Source organism: Glutamicibacter soli, assembly GCF_052322135.1.
GTDB classification, from domain to species: Bacteria; Actinomycetota; Actinomycetes; order Actinomycetales; family Micrococcaceae; genus Glutamicibacter; species Glutamicibacter soli.
Map to the genome: position 1 here is coordinate 1,858,960 of NZ_CM125969.1, position 17,151 is coordinate 1,876,110.

The following is a 17,151-nucleotide window of genomic DNA, read 5'->3' on the forward strand; positions in this document are numbered from 1 at the left end:
TTCTCAAGTTGTGCTGCGAACCGGCCGCGGGGCTAGTTCGCCAAAATCTTCGACAGGTAGCGGGCCACCGCGCGCACCGAGGCCATGGAGGAGGAATAGTTCATCCTGGTCGGGCCGAGCACGCCGAGCTTGCTGCGCTGGTCGTTGCTGTAGGTGGTGGCGATGACCGCCGCGTCGGTCAGCTGCCCGTAGTGGTTCTCGGTGCCGATGGCCACGGCCAGGCCGCGCGAATCCGCCTCCAGTTCGGAGAACAGCTTCAGCAGCACCACCTGCTCCTCCAGCGCCTCGAGCACCGGAGTGATGCTCAGCGGGAAGTCCCCCTCGACGCGGGCCAGGTTCGCGGTGCCGGCCATGACGATGCGCTGCACGTTCGCCGCCTGCGCCATTTCCTCCAGCGACCGCAGCACGCTGCCCACCAGCGGCGTCTCGTGCTGCGCCGGAACCACTGCCTCGTTGCTCAGCGGGCCGACGAGGTCCGCCAGCCGGTGGCCGCCGAAGGAAGTCAGCAGCCACTGCTTGAGGTTGTCCAGCTCCTCGTCCGAGTACGGCCGGGTCACCGCGATCATGCGCTGGTCCACGGTGCCGTTGGAGGCGATCATCACCATCAGCACCTGGCCCGAGCCCAAGCCCACCAGGTCGAGGTTGCGCAGCTCCGCGGTGTCGTAGTGCGGCACCTGGATCATGGCAACCTGGTTGGTCAGCCGGGCCAGCAGGCGCACGGTGCTGTGCAGCATCTCGTCGAGGTCCTGCGAGCTGTCCAGGATCTTGTTGATCGCCTCGCGCTCGGCGCGCGACAGCGGCTTGAGCTCGCCGATCTCGTCCACGAAGCGGCGGTAGCCCTTCTCCGTGGGGATGCGCCCCGAGGAGGTGTGCGGGGCGGCGATCAAGCCCTCCTCTTCGAGCAGGGCCATGTCATTGCGGATGGTGGCGGCGCTGACCCCGAGGTTGTGCCGTTCGCGCAGCGCCTTGGAACCTACGGGCTCGCGGGACTGGACATAGTCCTCCACGATGGCGCGCAACACGTCAAGACGTCGTACTTCGCTCACGAAAACACCTCCCGGGAAACCACGCCCGCACAATTGGCACTCTAACCTGTCAAGTGCCAAGTCTAATACCTTCGGCAGTTGCTAGCATTGGATTTCGAGCGTATTCGATCACAGCGAAAGGCAGTCCGTGTCCAATTTCTCCTGGGGACCGCAAGACCTGAGTGCTCCGGCACCCAAAAAACTCCGCCAGGTGCCCGTTGAACGCGGCATAATCCTGGAAGATGCGGTCTCCGGCTGGGTCGGCGAGGTCGTCAAGACCGAGAAGTCCGGCGGCATGCGCGTGATCGTGCTGGAGGACCGCCACCGCAAGACCCGTTCCTTCCAGGCCGGCTTCGGCTTCCTGCTGGAGGGCGAACCGGTGGAGATCGTCGAACCTGTCGCGAAGGCCAAGGCGCCGAGCACCATGATCTCCGCCTCCGGCTCGCGCGCGGTGGCAGACCTCAAGGCCCGTACCGCCCGCGCCAGCCGCATCTGGGTCGAAGGCAAGCACGACGCGGAACTGGTCGAGAAGGTCTGGGGCCACGACCTGCGCGTGGAGGGCATCGTCGTCGAACCGCTGCATGGCGTCGACGACCTGGCCGGGGCCATCCGCCAATTCAACCCCTCGCCGACCCGCCGCCTGGGCATCCTGGTCGACCACCTGATTTCCGGAACCAAGGAAGAGCGCATCGTCGCCGAGGCCATGAAGGTCCCCGGGGCTGCGGGCAACGTGCTGATCCTCGGCCACCCGTACGTGGATGTCTGGCAGGCGATCAAGCCGGACACGCTGGGCATCAAGGCCTGGCCGGTCATCCCCCGCGGGACCGACTGGAAAACCGGCGTGCTGCGCGCCTTCGGCTGGCCGCATGCAACCGCCGAGGATATCGGCATCGGCTGGCAGCGGATCCTGTCCACGGTCAAGCACTACGGACAGCTGGAACCGGCGCTATTGGGTAAAGTTGAGGAACTAATCGATTTCCTTACCACGGAAGATTACGGTTTCCTAACAATTGACTAAGATTTGGACTTTCAGGGTGCCATTGGGCGGGGCGTCAGCGGAAGCTCGATATCATGGTGGAGAAGCCGCACCGTAAGACAAGGACATTTCCGTGACATCTCGCCAGGTACCATCATCTGAGAATTCGCGTTTCGAGGGATCAAACGTGTCCGCGCTGCCGCTCTCCCCGTCGGAAGACCGCCAGTGGGCCATGATGGCGCATTTCGGCGCGATCCTCGGCTGCATTCCCTCGGCCATCATCTTCGCCGTCTACCGCGACCGCGGCCCCTTCACCGCCCAGGAATCCAAGGAAGCGTTCAACTTCACCTTCCCGCTGACCATTCTGGCGATCGTGCTGAACATCCTGAACCTGCTGCCGGGCATCGGCTGGCTCTTCGCGGTCATCGCCGTGTGCCTGTGGGTCTTCATGACCCTGATGGGCGCGTATGCCGCGATCCAGGCAAACAAGGGACGCCCCTACCGCTACCCGATCAACCTGCGGTTGATGAAGTAGCGGCAGGGACGCCAGCGCTTGCGAACGTCCTAGAAATCCAGCAGCTCACGCACCACGAGGTCGGCCAGGAGCCGGCCTCTTTGCGTTAGCACGATGCGTCCGGCGAACGCTGCCTTGGCATCGATCAGCTCGTCGGCGATCAACCCGGCGACCTTGGTGCGGCCGGCGGATTCCAGTTCGCTGATCTGCATGCCGGAGCTGAGCCGGGTGAGCAGCATGGTGCGTTCGAGCTGAACTGCCTGCGCGTCGGGGAACTCGCGGCCGTGTCCGGGCGAGATGCCGCCGTCGATGCGCTGCTGGTAGGCGGCCGGGTGCTTGACGTTCCACCAGCGCAGCCCGCCGACATGCGAGTGCGCGCCGGGGCCTGCGCCCCACCAGTCCCCGCCCTGCCAGTAGGCGATGTTGTGGCGGCAGGCATGCCCTTCGCCGCGCGCCCAGTTGCTCACCTCGTACCACTGCAGGCCGGCGGCCTCGAACAGCTGATCGGCCAGCTGGTACTTCTCCGCGTGGTCGTCGTCGTCAATGTCCGGAACCTCGCCGCGGCGGATCTGCGCGGCCAGCTTGGTGCCGTCCTCGATGATCAGCGCATAAGCGGAGATATGGTCCGGCTCGTAGCTCAGCGCGGCCTCGATGCTGGTACGCCAATCCGCCAGCGACTCCCCCGGGGTGCCGTAGATCAGATCGACGCTGACATCCAGCCCTGCTTCGCGGGCCCAGGCCACGGCCTGCGGCACGCGCGCCGGGTCATGGGTGCGCTCGAGCACCTTCAGCACATGCGGCACGGCTGACTGCATGCCGAAGGACACGCGCGTGAACCCGCCGTCGGCCAGCTGACGCAGGCTTTCGCGGCTCACCGAGTCCGGGTTGGCTTCGGTGGTGATTTCAGCGCCGGGCTTGATGCCGAACTCGTCGCGGATCCGGCCGAGCACCGAAACCAGGTCCGAGGCGGGCAGCAGGGTCGGGGTGCCGCCGCCGAAGAAGACCGTGTCGATTTCGCGGTGCGGTACCCCGGAACGGTCAAGCACGCCGCGGGCGAAGCCGATCTCCTGGCCCACCGTGGCAGCGTAGGTGGCCTGGCTGGAGCCATTGCCCAGCTCGGTTGCGGTATACGTGTTGAAATCGCAGTAGCCGCAGCGCACCGTGCAGAACGGAATGTGGACATAAAAGGACATGGTCCGCTCCGCCGCACCGTGCGCGCACGCTGCGGGGAGCAGACCATCGGCCGGAGCCGGATCGCCGTCAGGCAATACTGAGGGCATCTAGCTACTTCTTCTTCGGCTCATCGGTGGACAGCGCGGCGATGAACGCCTCCTGCGGGACCTCCACGCGGCCAACCATCTTCATGCGCTTCTTGCCTTCTTTCTGCTTTTCCAGCAGCTTGCGCTTGCGGCTGATGTCGCCGCCGTAGCACTTGGCAAGCACGTCCTTGCGGATCGCGCGGATGTTCTCGCGGGCGATGATGCGCGAACCGATCGCGGCCTGGATCGGCACCTCGAACTGCTGGCGCGGGATCAGCTCGCGCAGCTTCGAGGTCATCATGGTGCCGTAGCTGTAGGCCTTGTCGCGGTGGGTGATCGCGGAGAACGCGTCGACCGTATCGCCCTGCAGCAGGATGTCGACCTTGACCAGGTCCGCGACCTGCTCGCCGTCGGCCTTCCAGTCCAGCGAGGCGTAGCCGCGGGTGCGGGACTTGAGCTGGTCGAAGAAGTCGAACACGATCTCGGCCAGCGGCAGGTGGTAGCGCATTTCCACGCGGTCCTCGGAGAGGTAGTCCATGCCGCGCATGGTGCCGCGGCGGGACTGGCACAACTCCATGACGGCGCCGATGAACTCGCTCGGGGCCAGGATGGTCGCGGCGACCATCGGCTCGTGCACCTCGAGGATCTTCCCGTCCGGGAATTCCGAGGGGTTGGTCACCGTGATCAGCTGCTTGTCCTCGCCCATGACCTCGTACACCACGTTCGGGGCGGTGGAAATCAGGTCGAGGTTGAATTCGCTTTCAAGGCGCTGGCGGGTGATTTCCAGGTGCAGCAGGCCCAGAAAGCCCACACGGAAGCCGAAGCCCAGGGCCACGGAGGTTTCCGGTTCGTAGATCAGCGCGGCGTCGTTCAGCTGCAGCTTGTCCAACGCGTCGCGCAGCGCCGGGTAGTCGGTGCCGTCCAGCGGGTACAGGCCGGAGAACACCATCGGCTTGGGCTCTTCGTAGCCGCCCAGGGAATCGGTGGCGGGCTTCAGCGAGTTGGTGACGGTATCGCCGACCTTCGACTGGCGCACGTCCTTCACGCCGGTGATCAGGTAGCCCACCTCGCCCACTCCCAGGCCCTTGGACGGGATCGGATTCGGGGAGGAGACACCGATTTCCAGCAGTTCGTGGGTGGTGCCGGTGGACATCATCTGGATGCGCTCGCGCGGTTCCAGCTTGCCGTCGACCACGCGAACGTAGGTGACCACGCCGCGGTAGGTGTCGTAGACCGAGTCGAAGATCATCGCGCGGGCCGGGGCGTCGGCCTCGCCGACCGGGGCAGGCAGCTGCTTGATGACTTCGTCCAGCAGCGCCTCGACGCCTTCGCCGGTCTTGCCGGAGACCTTCAGCACTTCCTCAGGCTCGCAGCCGATCAGGTTCGCCAGTTCGGCCGCGTACTTCTCAGGCTGCGCGTTGGGCAGATCGATCTTGTTCAGCACCGGGATGATCGTCAGGTCGCCCTCGATCGCCAGATACAGGTTCGCCAGCGTCTGGGCTTCGATGCCCTGGGCGGCGTCCACCAGCAGGATCGCGCCTTCGCAGGCGGCCAGCGAGCGGGACACCTCGTAGGTGAAGTCCACGTGGCCCGGGGTGTCGATCATGTTCAGGGCGTAGGCCGTGCCGTCGGCCTCCCATGGCATGCGAACCGCCTGGGACTTGATGGTGATGCCGCGCTCGCGCTCGATATCCATGCGGTCCAGGTACTGCGCTTTCATTTCGCGCGCAGAAACCACGCCGGTCAGCTGCAGCATGCGGTCGGCCAGGGTGGACTTGCCATGGTCGATATGCGCGATGATGCAGAAGTTACGGATAAGCGACGGATCGGTCGCGGCAGGCACCGGAGCGGTGCGGGCCAATGGAGACACCTAAACAGACCTCACTAGCAATGAGCAGACATGATTGAATTACGCCTATTCTGTCATGATTTGCGGGTGAGGACATATTCCCCGCGGCGCGCACTGATAGTTTGTGGTGCATGGCTTTGAATGCACAGAAGATATTCGACTTCATCCTCCGCGCGGTCAAGGAACTGAGTTCCTCCAGCACCAAGAGCACCAAATCGGGCGGTGCCAAGCCGCAGCGAAGCGGCGCCTCGACCTCCCATCGTCCCGCCGCGCAAAGCGCTCGACCCACCAACCACAGCCATCGACCCGCCCCGGCGGCGGGCACCAGCACGGAGTACCCCGGGGACTTCACCGGAACCGTCCGCTACGAGTACAACCCCAGCATGGACGGGGATGCAGACCCGGGAGAGATCGTCTGGGGCTGGGTTCCCTACGAGGAGGACCACTCCCAGGGCAAGGACCGGCCGGTGCTGGTCATCGGGCGCGAGGGCGGATGGCTGCTGGGCCTGATGCTCACCAGCAAGGACAAGAACAACTCGCAGCACCACAACCCGAACTACCTGGACATCGGCACCGGCTCCTGGGATCGCGAACGGCGCCCCAGCGAGGTGAAGCTCGACCGCATCATCCGGCTGTCCCAGGACGCGGTGCGGCGCGAAGGCGCAATCCTCGACGAGGACCGCTTCCGCAATGTGGTGAAGGTCCTAAACAACCGCCGCTGAGCGGTCGCCGTTGGGGGCCCGTTCTGCTAGAGTTAACTCTTGTGTGTCGCGCAGGTTGGGCGACACGCCCCCTTCGGGTCGCCATAGGTGCCCCACACCGCTCAGTCGATGGCCTGAAGGATGAACCCTCTACCGACCGTATAAGACGATAAACGAGAGAGTTTATTAAGTGGCAAACATCAAGTCCCAGAAGAAGCGCATCCTCACCAACGAGAAGGCACGCCTGCGTAACGTAGCTGTCCGCTCCGAGGTCAAGACCGTTATCCGCAGCGTGAACGAAGCTGTGGTTGCCGGTGACAAGGACAAGGCAACCGACGCACTGCGTCTGGCCGGCAAGAAGCTGGACAAGGCTGTTAGCAAGGGTGTTCTGCACAAGAACAACGCCGCTAACCGCAAGTCGGCCCTGGCCAAGAAGGTTAACGCCCTCTAAGCGCAGCTAGACTTTGCAACTCCCCCGGAACTTCGGTTCCGGGGGTTTTGTTTTGCCCTCTGTGTGCTGCACTCCGGGCAACCTGCAGCCGCTGCAGCTGTTCAGCCGGACTACGACGAAGGCGCCGCCAGTTTCTGGCAGCGCCTTGGTGGGTTCAGGCTAGTGGCGCGGGGCCTTGCCCGCGATGAACAGGATCGCGCGTTCCAGTGCGTAGCCCGGCGACCGTCCCCCGCCCTTGACCATGCGGTCGGTCTGCGCGATCGTCTCCACGCAGGCCGCCAGATCCGAGCGCTTCCAGCCGCGGGCCTGCTGCTGCGCCTGCTGCACCTGCCACGGGGCCATGCCCAGCTGGGAAGCCAGCACTGCGGCGGGTTCATTCACGCCCAGCACCTTGGCCAGCTGGCGCACCTTCATGGCCAGCGTGGCGACGATCGGGATCGGGTCGGTTCCGGTGCTCAGCGCGTGGCGCAGCGTGCGCAGCGCAACCTGGGCGTTGCCGGCGATCGCGGCGTCGGCGACCTTGAAGGCAGTGGCTTCCACGCGGCCGCCGTAGTACTTGTCGACCACGTCCTGGTCGATGGTGCCGGTGGTGTCCTGGATCAGCTGCGAGCAGCTGGAGCCGAGCTCGGCCAGCGAATTGCCGACCGCGGCGACCAGGGCCTTGACCGCGTCGTTGGTGATGCGACGCTTGGCGGCCTTGAACTCGGCGGTGACGAACTCGATCTTCTCCGCGTCCTTCTTCACCGGCTGGCAATTCACGATCACCGCGCCGGCGGCCTTGATGGCGTCCAGCAGCTTCTTGCCGCGGGTGCCGCCCGAGTGGTGCATCATCAGCACGTTCTCCGGCGCCGGGCTCTTCAGGTACGCCAGCGCGTCCTTCAGGAAGTACTCGTTCATGCTCGCCAGGTCGTGGATCTCGACCAGGTTCGCGGTGGAGAACAGCGAGGCGCTGGTGGCCAGCAGCAGCTCACCGGGCTCGTAGCTCTGCGCGTTCAGCCGGGTGTGCGCGATGTCCTCGCGGGAGGCGGCTTGGGCGCGCAGCAGTTCGAAGGCCCGGGAGGCGAGGTACTGCTCCGAGCCGGAGAGCAGGATCAGCGGCTGCGGGGTGAGGTCTCGCCAAGAGATCCCGGGATTGGCCTGGGCGCGTGCCATCGAACTCCTTAGTGCTGGGGCAATACTTCGATCCTACCGAACCGGCGCCCCCAGCGAGGCCGCGTGCACGCCGTCGGCATCCAATGTGAGCAGAACGGTGCCCAGCTGGTCGGTGCGCAGCACCTGGGCGCCCAGGCGCTGCGCAGTGTCGATGATGCCCTGGTTGGGGTGCCCGTAGGTGTTCTCCGCGCCGACCGAGACCAGGAACACCCGGGGCCGGGCGGCCTCGATCAGCTCCTGCCCGCCGTTGCGGGCGCCGTGGTGCGAGGCCTTGAGGATCGTCGCGTTCCCCTGCGGGCTGGCGGCGAGCAGCCGGTGCATGGCCTGCTCCTGCATGTCCCCGGCGGTGAGGAAGTCGATCTGCCGGTCCCCGCGGGTGAAGCTCAAGCGCAGCACCAGCGAGATGTCGTTCGGCTCGGCCCCCGGCACCAGGGCGGGATCCGGCCCGATGACCCGGTAGGACACGCCGTGCCCCTGCCCGGTGTCCCCCGGAACCAGCACCCGGTGCGGCTGCCAGAGCGCCTCGGGGAAGCCGGCGGAGACCAGGCGCTCCCCCAGCGTGATGCCCGAGGACTCCAGCTCCGGCACGCCGCCGAAGTGGTCGGCGTCCTGGTGGGTCATGAACACCTTGCTCAGCGTGGTGATGCCCAGCTGACGCAGGCAGCCGGAGACCCCGCCGCCCGGCGGCCCGGCGTCGATGAGCCAGCCGGAGGATTCGCCGTCGCGGACCACCAGCGCGTCGCCCTGCCCGACGTCGCACATGGCGATGGTCCACGGATCGTGCAGCGGGGGCTTCCAGAACAGCGTCGCCGGCAGCACCAGCGCGGCCAGGAACACCGCCAGCACCCCGAGCAGCGCCAGGCAGGTGAGGCGCACGCGCAGCCGCTCGGTCTGGCTGCCGGCGATGAGCAGCACGCAGAAGACCACCGCGATGCCCGCAGCGATGACGATGCCCGGCAGCCCCTCGGGCCACGGGCGGCTGGCCCCGGGAAGCCGCACTGCCAGGTGGGCGAGCTGCCCGATCGCCTCGACCGGCCAGCCGATCAGCCAGGCCAGGACGTGCGCTGCGCCGGGAATCACGGTGCACAGCAGCAGCGCGGCCACCCCGAGCGCCGTGATCACCGGCAGCAGCGGGGCCGCGAGCAGGTTCGCCGGCAGCGAGTAGAGGCTGAAGTCGGCGTTCAGCGCGATCACCACCGGCAGGCAGGTGAACTGGGCTGCGACGCAGATGGCCGTGGGTTCGGCCAGCAGCGCGGGCAGGATGCGTGCTGCCAGTTCGGCCAGCGGCGGGGCAAGCATGATGATGCCGGCGGTGGCAAGCACCGACAACGCGAACGCCGGCTCGGCGGCCAGCGATCGGTCCACGAGCAGCAGCACGGCGGCGCTGAGCCCCAGGATGCCCAGCGAGCCCTGGCCGCGCCCGGAGAGCAGCGAGAACACCGCGATCGCGCCCATCAGGCCGGCGCGCAGCACGCTGGGATCGGGCCCCACGAAGGCGACGAACAGCCCCAGCCCGGCAGCCATCAGCACCCCGGCCAGCACCCGGGGCACGGCGAACAGCCGCAGCAGCACCATCAGCATCGAGCCGACCAGGGCGATGTTCGACCCGCTGACCGCTGTCAGGTGGCTCAGCCCGCTGCCCTTCATCGCCTCGCCCAGGGCCTGGTCCTGCCCGGAGCGGTCCCCGTAGAGCATGCCAGGCAGCAGCGCCCTGGCGTTCGGCGGCAGCCCGACCAGCTGCGCGGCGAAGCGCTCCTTGAGATTCGAGGCGGGGGTGGGCAGCTGCCAGCTGGTGACCTTCGGCTCGCTGTCGGCCCGGGCCCACCAGGTGAAGCTGCCGGAGTCCTGCGCCGGCTGCAGCGAGGCGATCACGGTGAACTCCCGCGCGTGGCCCGGCAGCGGGGCGGCCAGGGCCAGGTGGATCGGGATCGGGCACCGCTGCCAGTGCCCGCGGTGCTGGTAGCCGGTCAGCAGGGCGGCGCCGGCGACCCCGCCGCCGTCGGCGGGCCGCGGCGGGTCCTCGAAGTGCGCGGTGATGCGGCGCTGCTGGTCCCCTGGTTCGGGCAGGGTGCATTCGGCGGCGCCGAGGTTCGTGCCGAGCACCGCCAGCGCGCCGAGCAGCAGCACCAGCGGGCCGGTGAACCACGGGGCCGCATGCGGCGCGTCGTGCCGGGCGCGCAGCAGCAGCGCGAACAGCCCGGCGAAGGCGCCCAGCAGGGCCAGCACCGCCCACCCCGGGGGCTGCAGCAGCGCGGCGAGCCAGGCCCCGGCAAGCAGCCACAGCCCGCGGAAGTCGGTGCGCACTACAAGCACCTCATGGCTGCACCAGCTCGCGCAGGTTGCCCAGCACCGCCGGGCCGATGCCGGAGACCGCGTCCAGCTCCTCCACGGAGGCGAACGGCCCATGGGCTTCGCGGAAGTCGATGATGCGTTGGGCCAGCGCGGGCCCGATCCCCGGCAATTCCTGCAGCTGCTGCGCGTCGGCGCTGTTCAGCGAGATTTTCCCGCCGGCGGCGCCGCCGTCCGTGCCATCCACCGGAGCGCTGGAGCCGGCGGCGGAGGGCGGGGCGGCCTGGGCGTCCGCGCTGCCGGGCAGCACGATCTGCTGGCCGTCGGCCAGCCGGGCGGCGAGATTCAGCAGTTCGGGGCGGGCGGTGCGCCGCATGCCGCCGGCCGCCTCCAGCGCGTCGACGATGCGCGCCCCGGCGGGCAGGGTGTACACCCCGGGCTTCTTCACCGCACCCACCACGTGCACGGTCACCGCGCCCTCGGAGTTCCCCGGCGCGGCGGTGCCCGAAGGCAGGGCGCCAGCAGCCGCCGTGCTCGGCGTTGCGGCGCCGGGCGGCGGCGAGGGGTCGGAGACCAGCGGCACGGTCTCAAGCTGCGTGGTGGTCGGCGGCGGGGCCAGCAGGATGGATAGCCCGATCCAGGCCAGCACCACCAGCACCAGCACGAGCACCGCCACGCGGCTCACGGCAAAACGCAGCCGCGAGGCACGTGGCGCGTACCTGCTGAAGAAGTCATGGCGCCCCATGGACCCCAGTCTGGGCTAGCCGGAGGCCGCAGGCCCCTGGTGCGGCGCGGGCTGTGGATACAGCGGGGCCACTGCCACGCCGAGCACCCCCATGCCGGTGTGCGCGGCCAGCACCGCCGGCAGCGACTCGATGAGCACCTCGCCCTCGCAGTAGGGGTTCAGCTCGGTGGCGATCTCGGTGGCAAGTTCCGCGGCGCCGAAGTGCATCACGCCCAGCCGCACCGGGCCCGTCGCCGCGGCGGCGTCGCGCTGGGCCAGGGCCACCAGTCGCGCCTGGGCGCGCGCGAAGGAGCGCGGCTTCTCCAGCGGGGCGATCACCCCGCCGGCGATGCCCAGGATCGGCTTGACGTTCAGCAGGTTGCCGAACACCGAGGACACCGCGCTGATCCGCCCGCCGCGGCGCAGCTGTTCCAGGGAGGGCACCGCGAAGTACACGCGGTTCACCGCCGCGCCGGAGGCGATCTGCTCCAGCAGGCCCAGCCCGGCGCCGGCGTCGCGCGCGGCGAGCACGTCGGCCACCGCGAAGCCCTGGGCCATGGCCACGGTGCGCGAATCGATCACGCCCACCGGCACCGGCGCCTCGGAGGCGGCCAGCCGGGCGGCGTCGACGGTGCCGGACAGCCCCGCCGAGAGGTGGATGGAGATGACCGCCTGGCAGCCGGCCTCGGCCAGCTGGCGGTAGGCGCGGGCGAACTCGCCGGGGGCCGGGCGCGAGGTCTTCACCGCCTGCCCCATGGCAAGGCCCATCATCAGGGCGGTCGTGTCCTCGCCGTGCACATGGTCGTCCACGATGATCGGGATGCCCAGCTGGATGAAGTCCGGGGCCTGCAGCAGGGCCGGCGGCAGGCAGGAGGCCGAATCGGTCACCACCCCGATCCGGGTGCCAGAAAGCCCACGCGGGGCCAGCAGCTTGTGCAGCCAGCCCGTGCGTGGGCTCTTGGATCGCTCAGTCATGTCTTGAGCTTACGGTACGCGTCGGGCCGGACCTACGGCGCCGGGACCACGTTCACGAGCTTCGGGGCGCGCACGATCACCTTCAGCGGCGCCTTCCCGTCGAGCATGCGCACGACGGCCTCGTGGGCCAGCGCCTGCTCGCGCAGCGCGTCCTCGGAGATGTCCACCGGGACCTCAAGGCGCGCGCGCACCTTGCCCTTGATCTGCACCACGGCGGTGACGGTGTCGTCCACCAGCAGCGACTCGTCCACGTCCGGCCAGGCGCTGGTCACGACGCTCGGGGCGTAGCCCAGCGCCTGCCACATGTCCTCCGCGGTGTACGGGGCGAACAGGCTCAGCAGCTGCGCGATAACGGTGGCCGCCTCGCGCACCGCGGGATCCGCGGCGCCGGCGCCCGAGTCGATGGTCTTGCGGGTGGCGTTGACCAGTTCCATGGTCTTGGCGATCACCACGTTGAACTTCCCCGAGTCCAGCAGCTGGGCGGATTCGTGCACGGTGCGGTGGGTGACCTGGCGCAGCGCCTTGTCCCCTGCCGCGTAGTCCGCGTCCGGCCCGCTGGCCACGTCCTGGGCGACGCGCCAGGCGCGGGCCAGGAACTTCTGCGAACCGAACGGCGAGACGTCGGCCCAGTCCACGTCGTCCTCCGGCGGGGAGGCGAAGACCATGGTCAGGCGCACGGCATCGACGCCGAACTTGTCAAGCTGCTGGCCCAGGTCCACGCCGTTGCCCAGCGACTTGCTCATGGCCTTGCCGCCGTTGAGCACCTGGCCCTGGTTCAGCAGCGCGCTGAACGGCTCCTGCACGTCGATCAGCCCCAGGTCGTAGATGACCTTGGTGAAGAAGCGGGAGTACAGCAGGTGCAGGATCGCGTGCTCGACGCCGCCGACGTACTGCCCGACCGGCATCCAGTCGCGCACGGCCTTCGGGTCGAAGGGGCCCTCGGTGTAGTTCGGGGAGACGAAACGCAGGAAGTACCAGGAGGAGTCCACGAAGGTGTCCATGGTGTCGGTGTCGCGCTTTGCGGCGCCGCCGCAGCTCGGGCAGGACACGTTGACCCAGTGATCGGCGGCCGCCAGCGGGCTGGTGCCCTTCGGGGCCAGCTGCTCGCCGCGCAGGTCATCGGGCAGGCGCACCGGCAGCTGGTCCTCGGGAACCGGCACCTCGCCGCAGGCCTCGCAGTGGATGATCGGGATCGGGGTGCCCCAGAAGCGCTGGCGGGACAGCAGCCAGTCGCGCAGGCGGAAGTTCACGGTGTGCTCGCCGGTGCCGGCGGCCTGGACGATCTCGATGGCCTTGGCGATCGCGTCGGCCTTCTCCAGGCCGTCCAGTGCGCCGGAGTTCACCAGCTCGCCCTCGCCGGCGGTGGCGATGCCGGTCTCGTTCGGGTCTTCCAGCCCGGTTTCGACGACCACGCGCACCGGCAGGTCGAAGGTGCGGGCGAAGTCCAGGTCGCGCTGGTCGTGCGCGGGCACTGCCATGATCGCGCCGGTGCCGTAGTCGGCCAGCACGTAGTCGGCGGCCCAGATCGGCAGCTTTTCCCCCGAGAGCGGGTTGATGCCAAAGCGCCCGGTGAACACGCCGGTCTTCTCGCGCTCGGTGGACTGGCGCTCGATCTCGGACAGCGCCTTGACCTGCTCCTGGTAGGCTTCCAGGGCTTCGCGGTGCTCGTCGGTGACCAGTTCTCCGGCCAGGTCCGCGTCCGCGGCGACCACCATGAAGGTCGCGCCGTACAGGGTGTCCGGGCGGGTGGTGAAGACCGGGATCTTCACCGCAGGCTTCTCATCGTGCGCCTCGATCTCGAAGGTCACCTCGGCGCCTTCGGAGCGGCCGATCCAGTTCTTCTGCATCAGCAGCACGCGCTCGGGCCAGTGGCCCTTGAGCTGCTCCATGTCCTCCAGCAGGCGGTCGGCGTAGTCGGTGATCTTGAAGTACCACTGGTTCAGCGACTTCTTGGTCACCTGCGTGCCGCAGCGTTCGCAGGCGCCGTTGACGACCTGCTCGTTGGCCAGCACGGTCTGGTCCTTCGGGCACCAGTTCACCGGGTGGTCCTTGCGGTAGGCCAGGCCCTTCTCGTAGAACTTGGTGAACAGCCACTGGGTCCAGCGGTAGTACTCCGGATCCGAGGTGTGCAGGCGGCGGTCCCAGTCGGCGGAGATGGCGTAGCGCTTGAAGCTGGCGGCCTGGGTGTCGATGTTGGTGTAGGTCCAGTCCGAGGGGTGCGCGTTGTTCTTGATCGCTGCGTTTTCCGCGGGCAGGCCGAAGGAGTCCCAGCCGATCGGGTGCATGACATCGTAGCCGCGCAAGCGCCAGTACCGAGCCACGACGTCGCCCATGGCGAAGGCCTCGGCGTGGCCCATGTGCAGGTCGCCCGAGGGGTAGGGGAACATGTCCAGGACGTAGCGGCGTTCACGCGTGCCGTCGTCGGCCGGCTTGAACACCTCTAGCTCGTCCCAAACCGGTAGCCACTTGGACTCAATGTCCTTGAAGTCGTAGGTTCTGGTCTCGTTCGTCGATGATGTCACTGAGCTCTTCTCACAGATTCGCGGAAAAATTTCCTGACGGAAAACTGGTTTCTGCTTCCAGACACAACAAAAGCCCCCAAATTTCCACTCGGGGGTACGGCCGTCAGGCCGCTCTTAGACTAGGTCGCGCTGGGAATACATAGGGTGATTCTATCGCACCCCGGGCGGTGCATGCCGCATCGATGAAGCGCAAGCTTGCCCACAGTCCGCGCCGCGGCACCTTCGCGCCTGAAACATCGATGCGGTCGATCGCGCCATCGGCCACAATGGGCTCATGATCCCATGCTTCCCGCGCCGTGCGCGCCGCGTCCTCGCCCCGGGCCTGGTGCTGCCCGTCGGCGCGCTCCTGCTCTCGGGCTGCGCCATGCTCGGCACCTACGAAGGGCACACCTGCGACGGCAGGAAACCTGTCGCCTCCCTGGAGCAAGCCGGCCGCCAGCTGGTCCAGGCCGCGTACGACCAGGACGTGGAAGCCGCCTGCCGGGTGGCAACCCCCTACGCCGGCGTCGAGCTGGAGCCGAGCATGCTCGGCAGGACCCGGGAGCTGCTGGCAGGCGCCGGGGTCACCCCGCAGAATGTGCAGGTGCTGGTCGGCGAGCAGATGGGCAGCTCCTATTCCGTGCTGCTGGGCAGCACCGAGGGAGAGGGCCGGGTCGCCGTCACCGGCCACGCGGTGTGGGACGCCGGCTTCACCATCTCGCTGCCCGACGACGCCTATCCGGAGCTGCCGCCGGCGCCTGGGGACCCTGCCTCGCCACCCTCCTCCGCGGCGCCCTAGGCCGCAGCCGGAAAATCGGCTGGCCGGGTTATCCACACTGCGCAGGCGCCTGCCCCCGCGCCGCCGGCTTCGGCCCGAGGCTGGATTCATGACCACCGAAGCCCTGCTCACCGCGCTGCACACCTTGTGCACCTCCCCGAAGCATCTGGGGACCCAGCTCACCGCTGGCATGCTGGTGCGCCTGGGCGCGCTGTGCCTGGCACTGTTCACCGCGCTCGGCCGGCTGGTCCACGAGACGCGCGATCCCCGCCTGGTCCTCGCCCATGCGCAGCTGGTGGAGCAGTTCGCCCAGCAGGTGCACCGCGAGCAGCTGGCCGGCGCGCTGGAGGCCGAGGTCACCGGCGCGGCCGGGCTCAGCCTGGCCACCTACGATGCGTTGCGCGCCGGAACCTGCGATCTGGAGGTCGAGCCCGAGTTCGCCACCGGGCGGGCTAGCTACAAGACCGCCGGCGATCTGCTCGCCGCATGGCTGGGCATCACCTATTTCGAGGCGCAACGCCGGATCGACGACGCGCACCTGCTCATCGGCCGGCGCACCGCCCAGGGCACCATCTGCGCGCCGCGCTTCGAGCACCTGGCCAGCATCTACGCCCAGGGTCAGGCCGACCGCCGCGCCATCGCCGGCACCGCCCGCAGCCTGGAGAAGCTCGAAAAACCGGACACCACCTTCGACGGGGTGCCCTGTTCGCTCACCGCCCGCGCGGCCGACGGCAGGCTGCTGGAGGAGCATGCAGCCGACGCGCTGCGCGAGCTCGGCCCGATCGAGGCGCGCAAGCAGATCGGCACGCAGATCAAGACCTACAAGGAGCTGCACGAGGAAAAGCTCCCGCCGGACCTGGGCCTGTTCATCGGGCCAGTCGTCCGGGGTGTGCACACCTTCACCCTGCGCACCCTGGCCGCCCACGCGGAGTACCTGCGCTCGGTAGCGGCCCAGTCCGGCAGCAAACGCACCAAGGCCGGCAAGCACGCGCGCAAGCCCGACGCGGATCAGGCCGGTTCGCCCGAGCCCCCGGACTCCCCCGCACTACAGGAATCCCCCGCAGCGGAGAATGAGGGCACCGCGTCCGGCGATCAGCGGCCGACGCCTGACTGGCTCCAGCCCGAGGGGCCGATGCCCGACTGGGCCGCGGAAGACCCGGAGCCCTCCAGCAGCGCGGACCAGCAGCCCGATCAGGAGTCCCCAGCGGGCGCCGCAGCGGATGATGACGGTCCGAAGCCCGATCCCGACGCCGAACCACATGAAAACGACGCCGAGGAGCCGGCCGCCGAGGAGCCGAACGCCCCGCTGCGCCGGCTGAACGCGCTGATGGCCATCCTCACCACGTCGTTCACGGGGAGCGCCGCGAAGCCGATCGTGCCGAAGATCCTGGTCTACCTGCGGCTCAAGGACCTGCAGAACCTGGCCGAGGCCCATGGCATCAGCGCCCACGGGGTGGACATCCCGCCGGGCGAGCTGAGAAAACTACTGGTCACAGCCCGGGTGATCCCGCTAGTGCTGGGCGGCAACAGCCAACCGCTGGACGTCGGACGCTCCAGGCGCTTCCACCAGGGATACATCAAGATGGCGGTGATGGCCCGTGATCGCGGGTGCATTGTGCCCGAATGCACGACGCCCCCGGACCTGGTGGAGATCGACCACTACAAGAAGCCATGGGCGGAAGGCGGCACGACCAGCGTCGACTCCGGGGCGGCGATGTGCTCCAACGAGCACCACGGCCGCCACTCCGGCCAGCTGAAAGTGGTCGACGTCAACGGGCTGCCGCATGTGCTGCTGCCGCCGCACCTTGATCCCGAGCAGAAGCCCCGGCGCAATACCTACTGGGGCGCCCTGCAGCTCGACGACGACCCGCCCGGCGGCGCTGGGCCCCCGGCCACGGATCCTCCCGCGGACCGGCGCGGGTGAACGAAAAAGGATCCCGGCCAACCTGGTGGTTGA

The 17,151-nt window shown here is 68.3% G+C and carries 14 protein-coding genes; 6 read left to right on the forward strand and 8 right to left on the reverse strand.

Annotated elements, in window-relative coordinates; all coding sequences use genetic code 11:
- Positions 1–32 precede the first annotated feature (32 nt).
- On the reverse strand, positions 33–1,046 hold the full coding sequence (gene hrcA / locus ACTX90_RS08850) for a heat-inducible transcriptional repressor HrcA (RefSeq protein ID WP_443443914.1): 1,014 nt from the start codon (positions 1,044–1,046) through the stop codon (positions 33–35).
- A gap of 127 nt (positions 1,047–1,173) precedes the next feature.
- Here hrcA and ACTX90_RS08855 point away from each other — a divergent pair, with 127 nt between their 5' ends.
- Both ACTX90_RS08855 and ACTX90_RS08860 read left to right on the forward strand, forming a co-directional pair.
- Positions 1,174–2,043 carry a DUF3097 domain-containing protein gene (locus ACTX90_RS08855; protein WP_443443916.1) on the forward strand — a complete coding sequence of 290 codons (870 nt, stop codon included), beginning with the start codon at positions 1,174–1,176 and terminating at the stop codon, positions 2,041–2,043.
- Between the two features lie 145 nt (positions 2,044–2,188).
- A complete protein-coding gene (locus ACTX90_RS08860; RefSeq protein ID WP_231735948.1) occupies positions 2,189–2,536 on the forward strand; it encodes a DUF4870 domain-containing protein in 348 nt (115 codons plus the stop codon).
- 29 nt (positions 2,537–2,565) lie between these two features.
- Here ACTX90_RS08860 and hemW read toward each other — a convergent pair whose 3' ends face one another.
- Together hemW and lepA are read right to left on the reverse strand one after the other, a co-directional pair.
- Positions 2,566–3,795 (reverse strand): radical SAM family heme chaperone HemW, encoded by a 1,230-nt coding sequence (hemW, locus tag ACTX90_RS08865; RefSeq protein ID WP_113606264.1) that lies wholly within the window; start codon positions 3,793–3,795, stop codon positions 2,566–2,568.
- Between the two features lie 4 nt (positions 3,796–3,799).
- Complete coding sequence (gene lepA / locus ACTX90_RS08870) at positions 3,800–5,644, reverse strand: translation elongation factor 4 (protein WP_047119150.1); 1,845 nt, start codon at positions 5,642–5,644, stop codon at positions 3,800–3,802.
- A 110-nt stretch (positions 5,645–5,754) separates the two neighbouring features.
- Here lepA and ACTX90_RS08875 point away from each other — a divergent pair, with 110 nt between their 5' ends.
- Together ACTX90_RS08875 and rpsT are read left to right on the forward strand one after the other, a co-directional pair.
- Positions 5,755–6,345 (forward strand): type II toxin-antitoxin system PemK/MazF family toxin, encoded by a 591-nt coding sequence (locus tag ACTX90_RS08875; RefSeq protein WP_443443917.1) that lies wholly within the window; start codon positions 5,755–5,757, stop codon positions 6,343–6,345.
- Between the two features lie 169 nt (positions 6,346–6,514).
- Positions 6,515–6,775, forward strand: a complete 261-nt coding sequence (gene rpsT, locus ACTX90_RS08880) for a 30S ribosomal protein S20 (RefSeq protein ID WP_047119152.1) — start codon at positions 6,515–6,517, stop codon at positions 6,773–6,775.
- A 159-nt stretch (positions 6,776–6,934) separates the two neighbouring features.
- Here the strand turns inward: rpsT and holA are convergent, their stop codons facing one another.
- The 5 genes from holA to leuS are packed head-to-tail and all read right to left on the reverse strand — an operon-like array spanning position 6,935 to position 14,437.
- Positions 6,935–7,927 carry a DNA polymerase III subunit delta gene (gene holA / locus ACTX90_RS08885; protein ID WP_443443920.1) on the reverse strand — a complete coding sequence of 331 codons (993 nt, stop codon included), beginning with the start codon at positions 7,925–7,927 and terminating at the stop codon, positions 6,935–6,937.
- Positions 7,928–7,960: 33 nt separating this feature from the next.
- A complete protein-coding gene (locus tag ACTX90_RS08890) occupies positions 7,961–10,231 on the reverse strand; it encodes a ComEC/Rec2 family competence protein (RefSeq protein WP_443443922.1) in 2,271 nt (756 codons plus the stop codon).
- 10 nt (positions 10,232–10,241) lie between these two features.
- A complete protein-coding gene (locus tag ACTX90_RS08895) occupies positions 10,242–10,961 on the reverse strand; it encodes a ComEA family DNA-binding protein (protein ID WP_120989419.1) in 720 nt (239 codons plus the stop codon).
- Positions 10,962–10,976: 15 nt separating this feature from the next.
- Positions 10,977–11,915 (reverse strand): DegV family protein, encoded by a 939-nt coding sequence (locus tag ACTX90_RS08900; RefSeq protein WP_443443924.1) that lies wholly within the window; start codon positions 11,913–11,915, stop codon positions 10,977–10,979.
- Between the two features lie 32 nt (positions 11,916–11,947).
- The gene (gene leuS, locus ACTX90_RS08905; RefSeq protein ID WP_443443926.1) at positions 11,948–14,437 is read right to left on the reverse strand and encodes a leucine--tRNA ligase; all 2,490 of its coding nucleotides are present in this window, start codon (positions 14,435–14,437) and stop codon (positions 11,948–11,950) included.
- A gap of 274 nt (positions 14,438–14,711) precedes the next feature.
- On the opposite strand from leuS, the gene ACTX90_RS08910 reads away from it, so the two are divergent.
- Entirely contained in the window at positions 14,712–15,215 is a 504-nt protein-coding gene (locus tag ACTX90_RS08910; RefSeq protein ID WP_443443927.1) for a hypothetical protein, read from the forward strand.
- Positions 15,216–15,303: 88 nt separating this feature from the next.
- Entirely contained in the window at positions 15,304–17,118 is a 1,815-nt protein-coding gene (locus ACTX90_RS08915) for an HNH endonuclease signature motif containing protein (RefSeq protein ID WP_443443929.1), read from the forward strand.
- Positions 17,119–17,151: the final 33 nt, after the last annotated feature.

What these genes read in the sequence shown, in the direction of transcription:
- hemW (WP_113606264.1), bottom strand. Translation starts at nt 3,795, where the DNA reads ATGCCCTCAGTATTGCCTGACGGCGATCCGGCTCCGGCCGATGGTCTG.
- ACTX90_RS08875 (WP_443443917.1), top strand. Translation starts at nt 5,755, where the DNA reads ATGGCTTTGAATGCACAGAAGATATTCGACTTCATCCTCCGCGCGGTC.
- holA (WP_443443920.1), bottom strand. Translation starts at nt 7,927, where the DNA reads ATGGCACGCGCCCAGGCCAATCCCGGGATCTCTTGGCGAGACCTCACC.
- ACTX90_RS08895 (WP_120989419.1), bottom strand. Translation starts at nt 10,961, where the DNA reads ATGGGGCGCCATGACTTCTTCAGCAGGTACGCGCCACGTGCCTCGCGG.
- ACTX90_RS08900 (WP_443443924.1), bottom strand. Translation starts at nt 11,915, where the DNA reads ATGACTGAGCGATCCAAGAGCCCACGCACGGGCTGGCTGCACAAGCTG.
- ACTX90_RS08910 (WP_443443927.1), top strand. Translation starts at nt 14,712, where the DNA reads ATGATCCCATGCTTCCCGCGCCGTGCGCGCCGCGTCCTCGCCCCGGGC.
- ACTX90_RS08915 (WP_443443929.1), top strand. Translation starts at nt 15,304, where the DNA reads ATGACCACCGAAGCCCTGCTCACCGCGCTGCACACCTTGTGCACCTCC.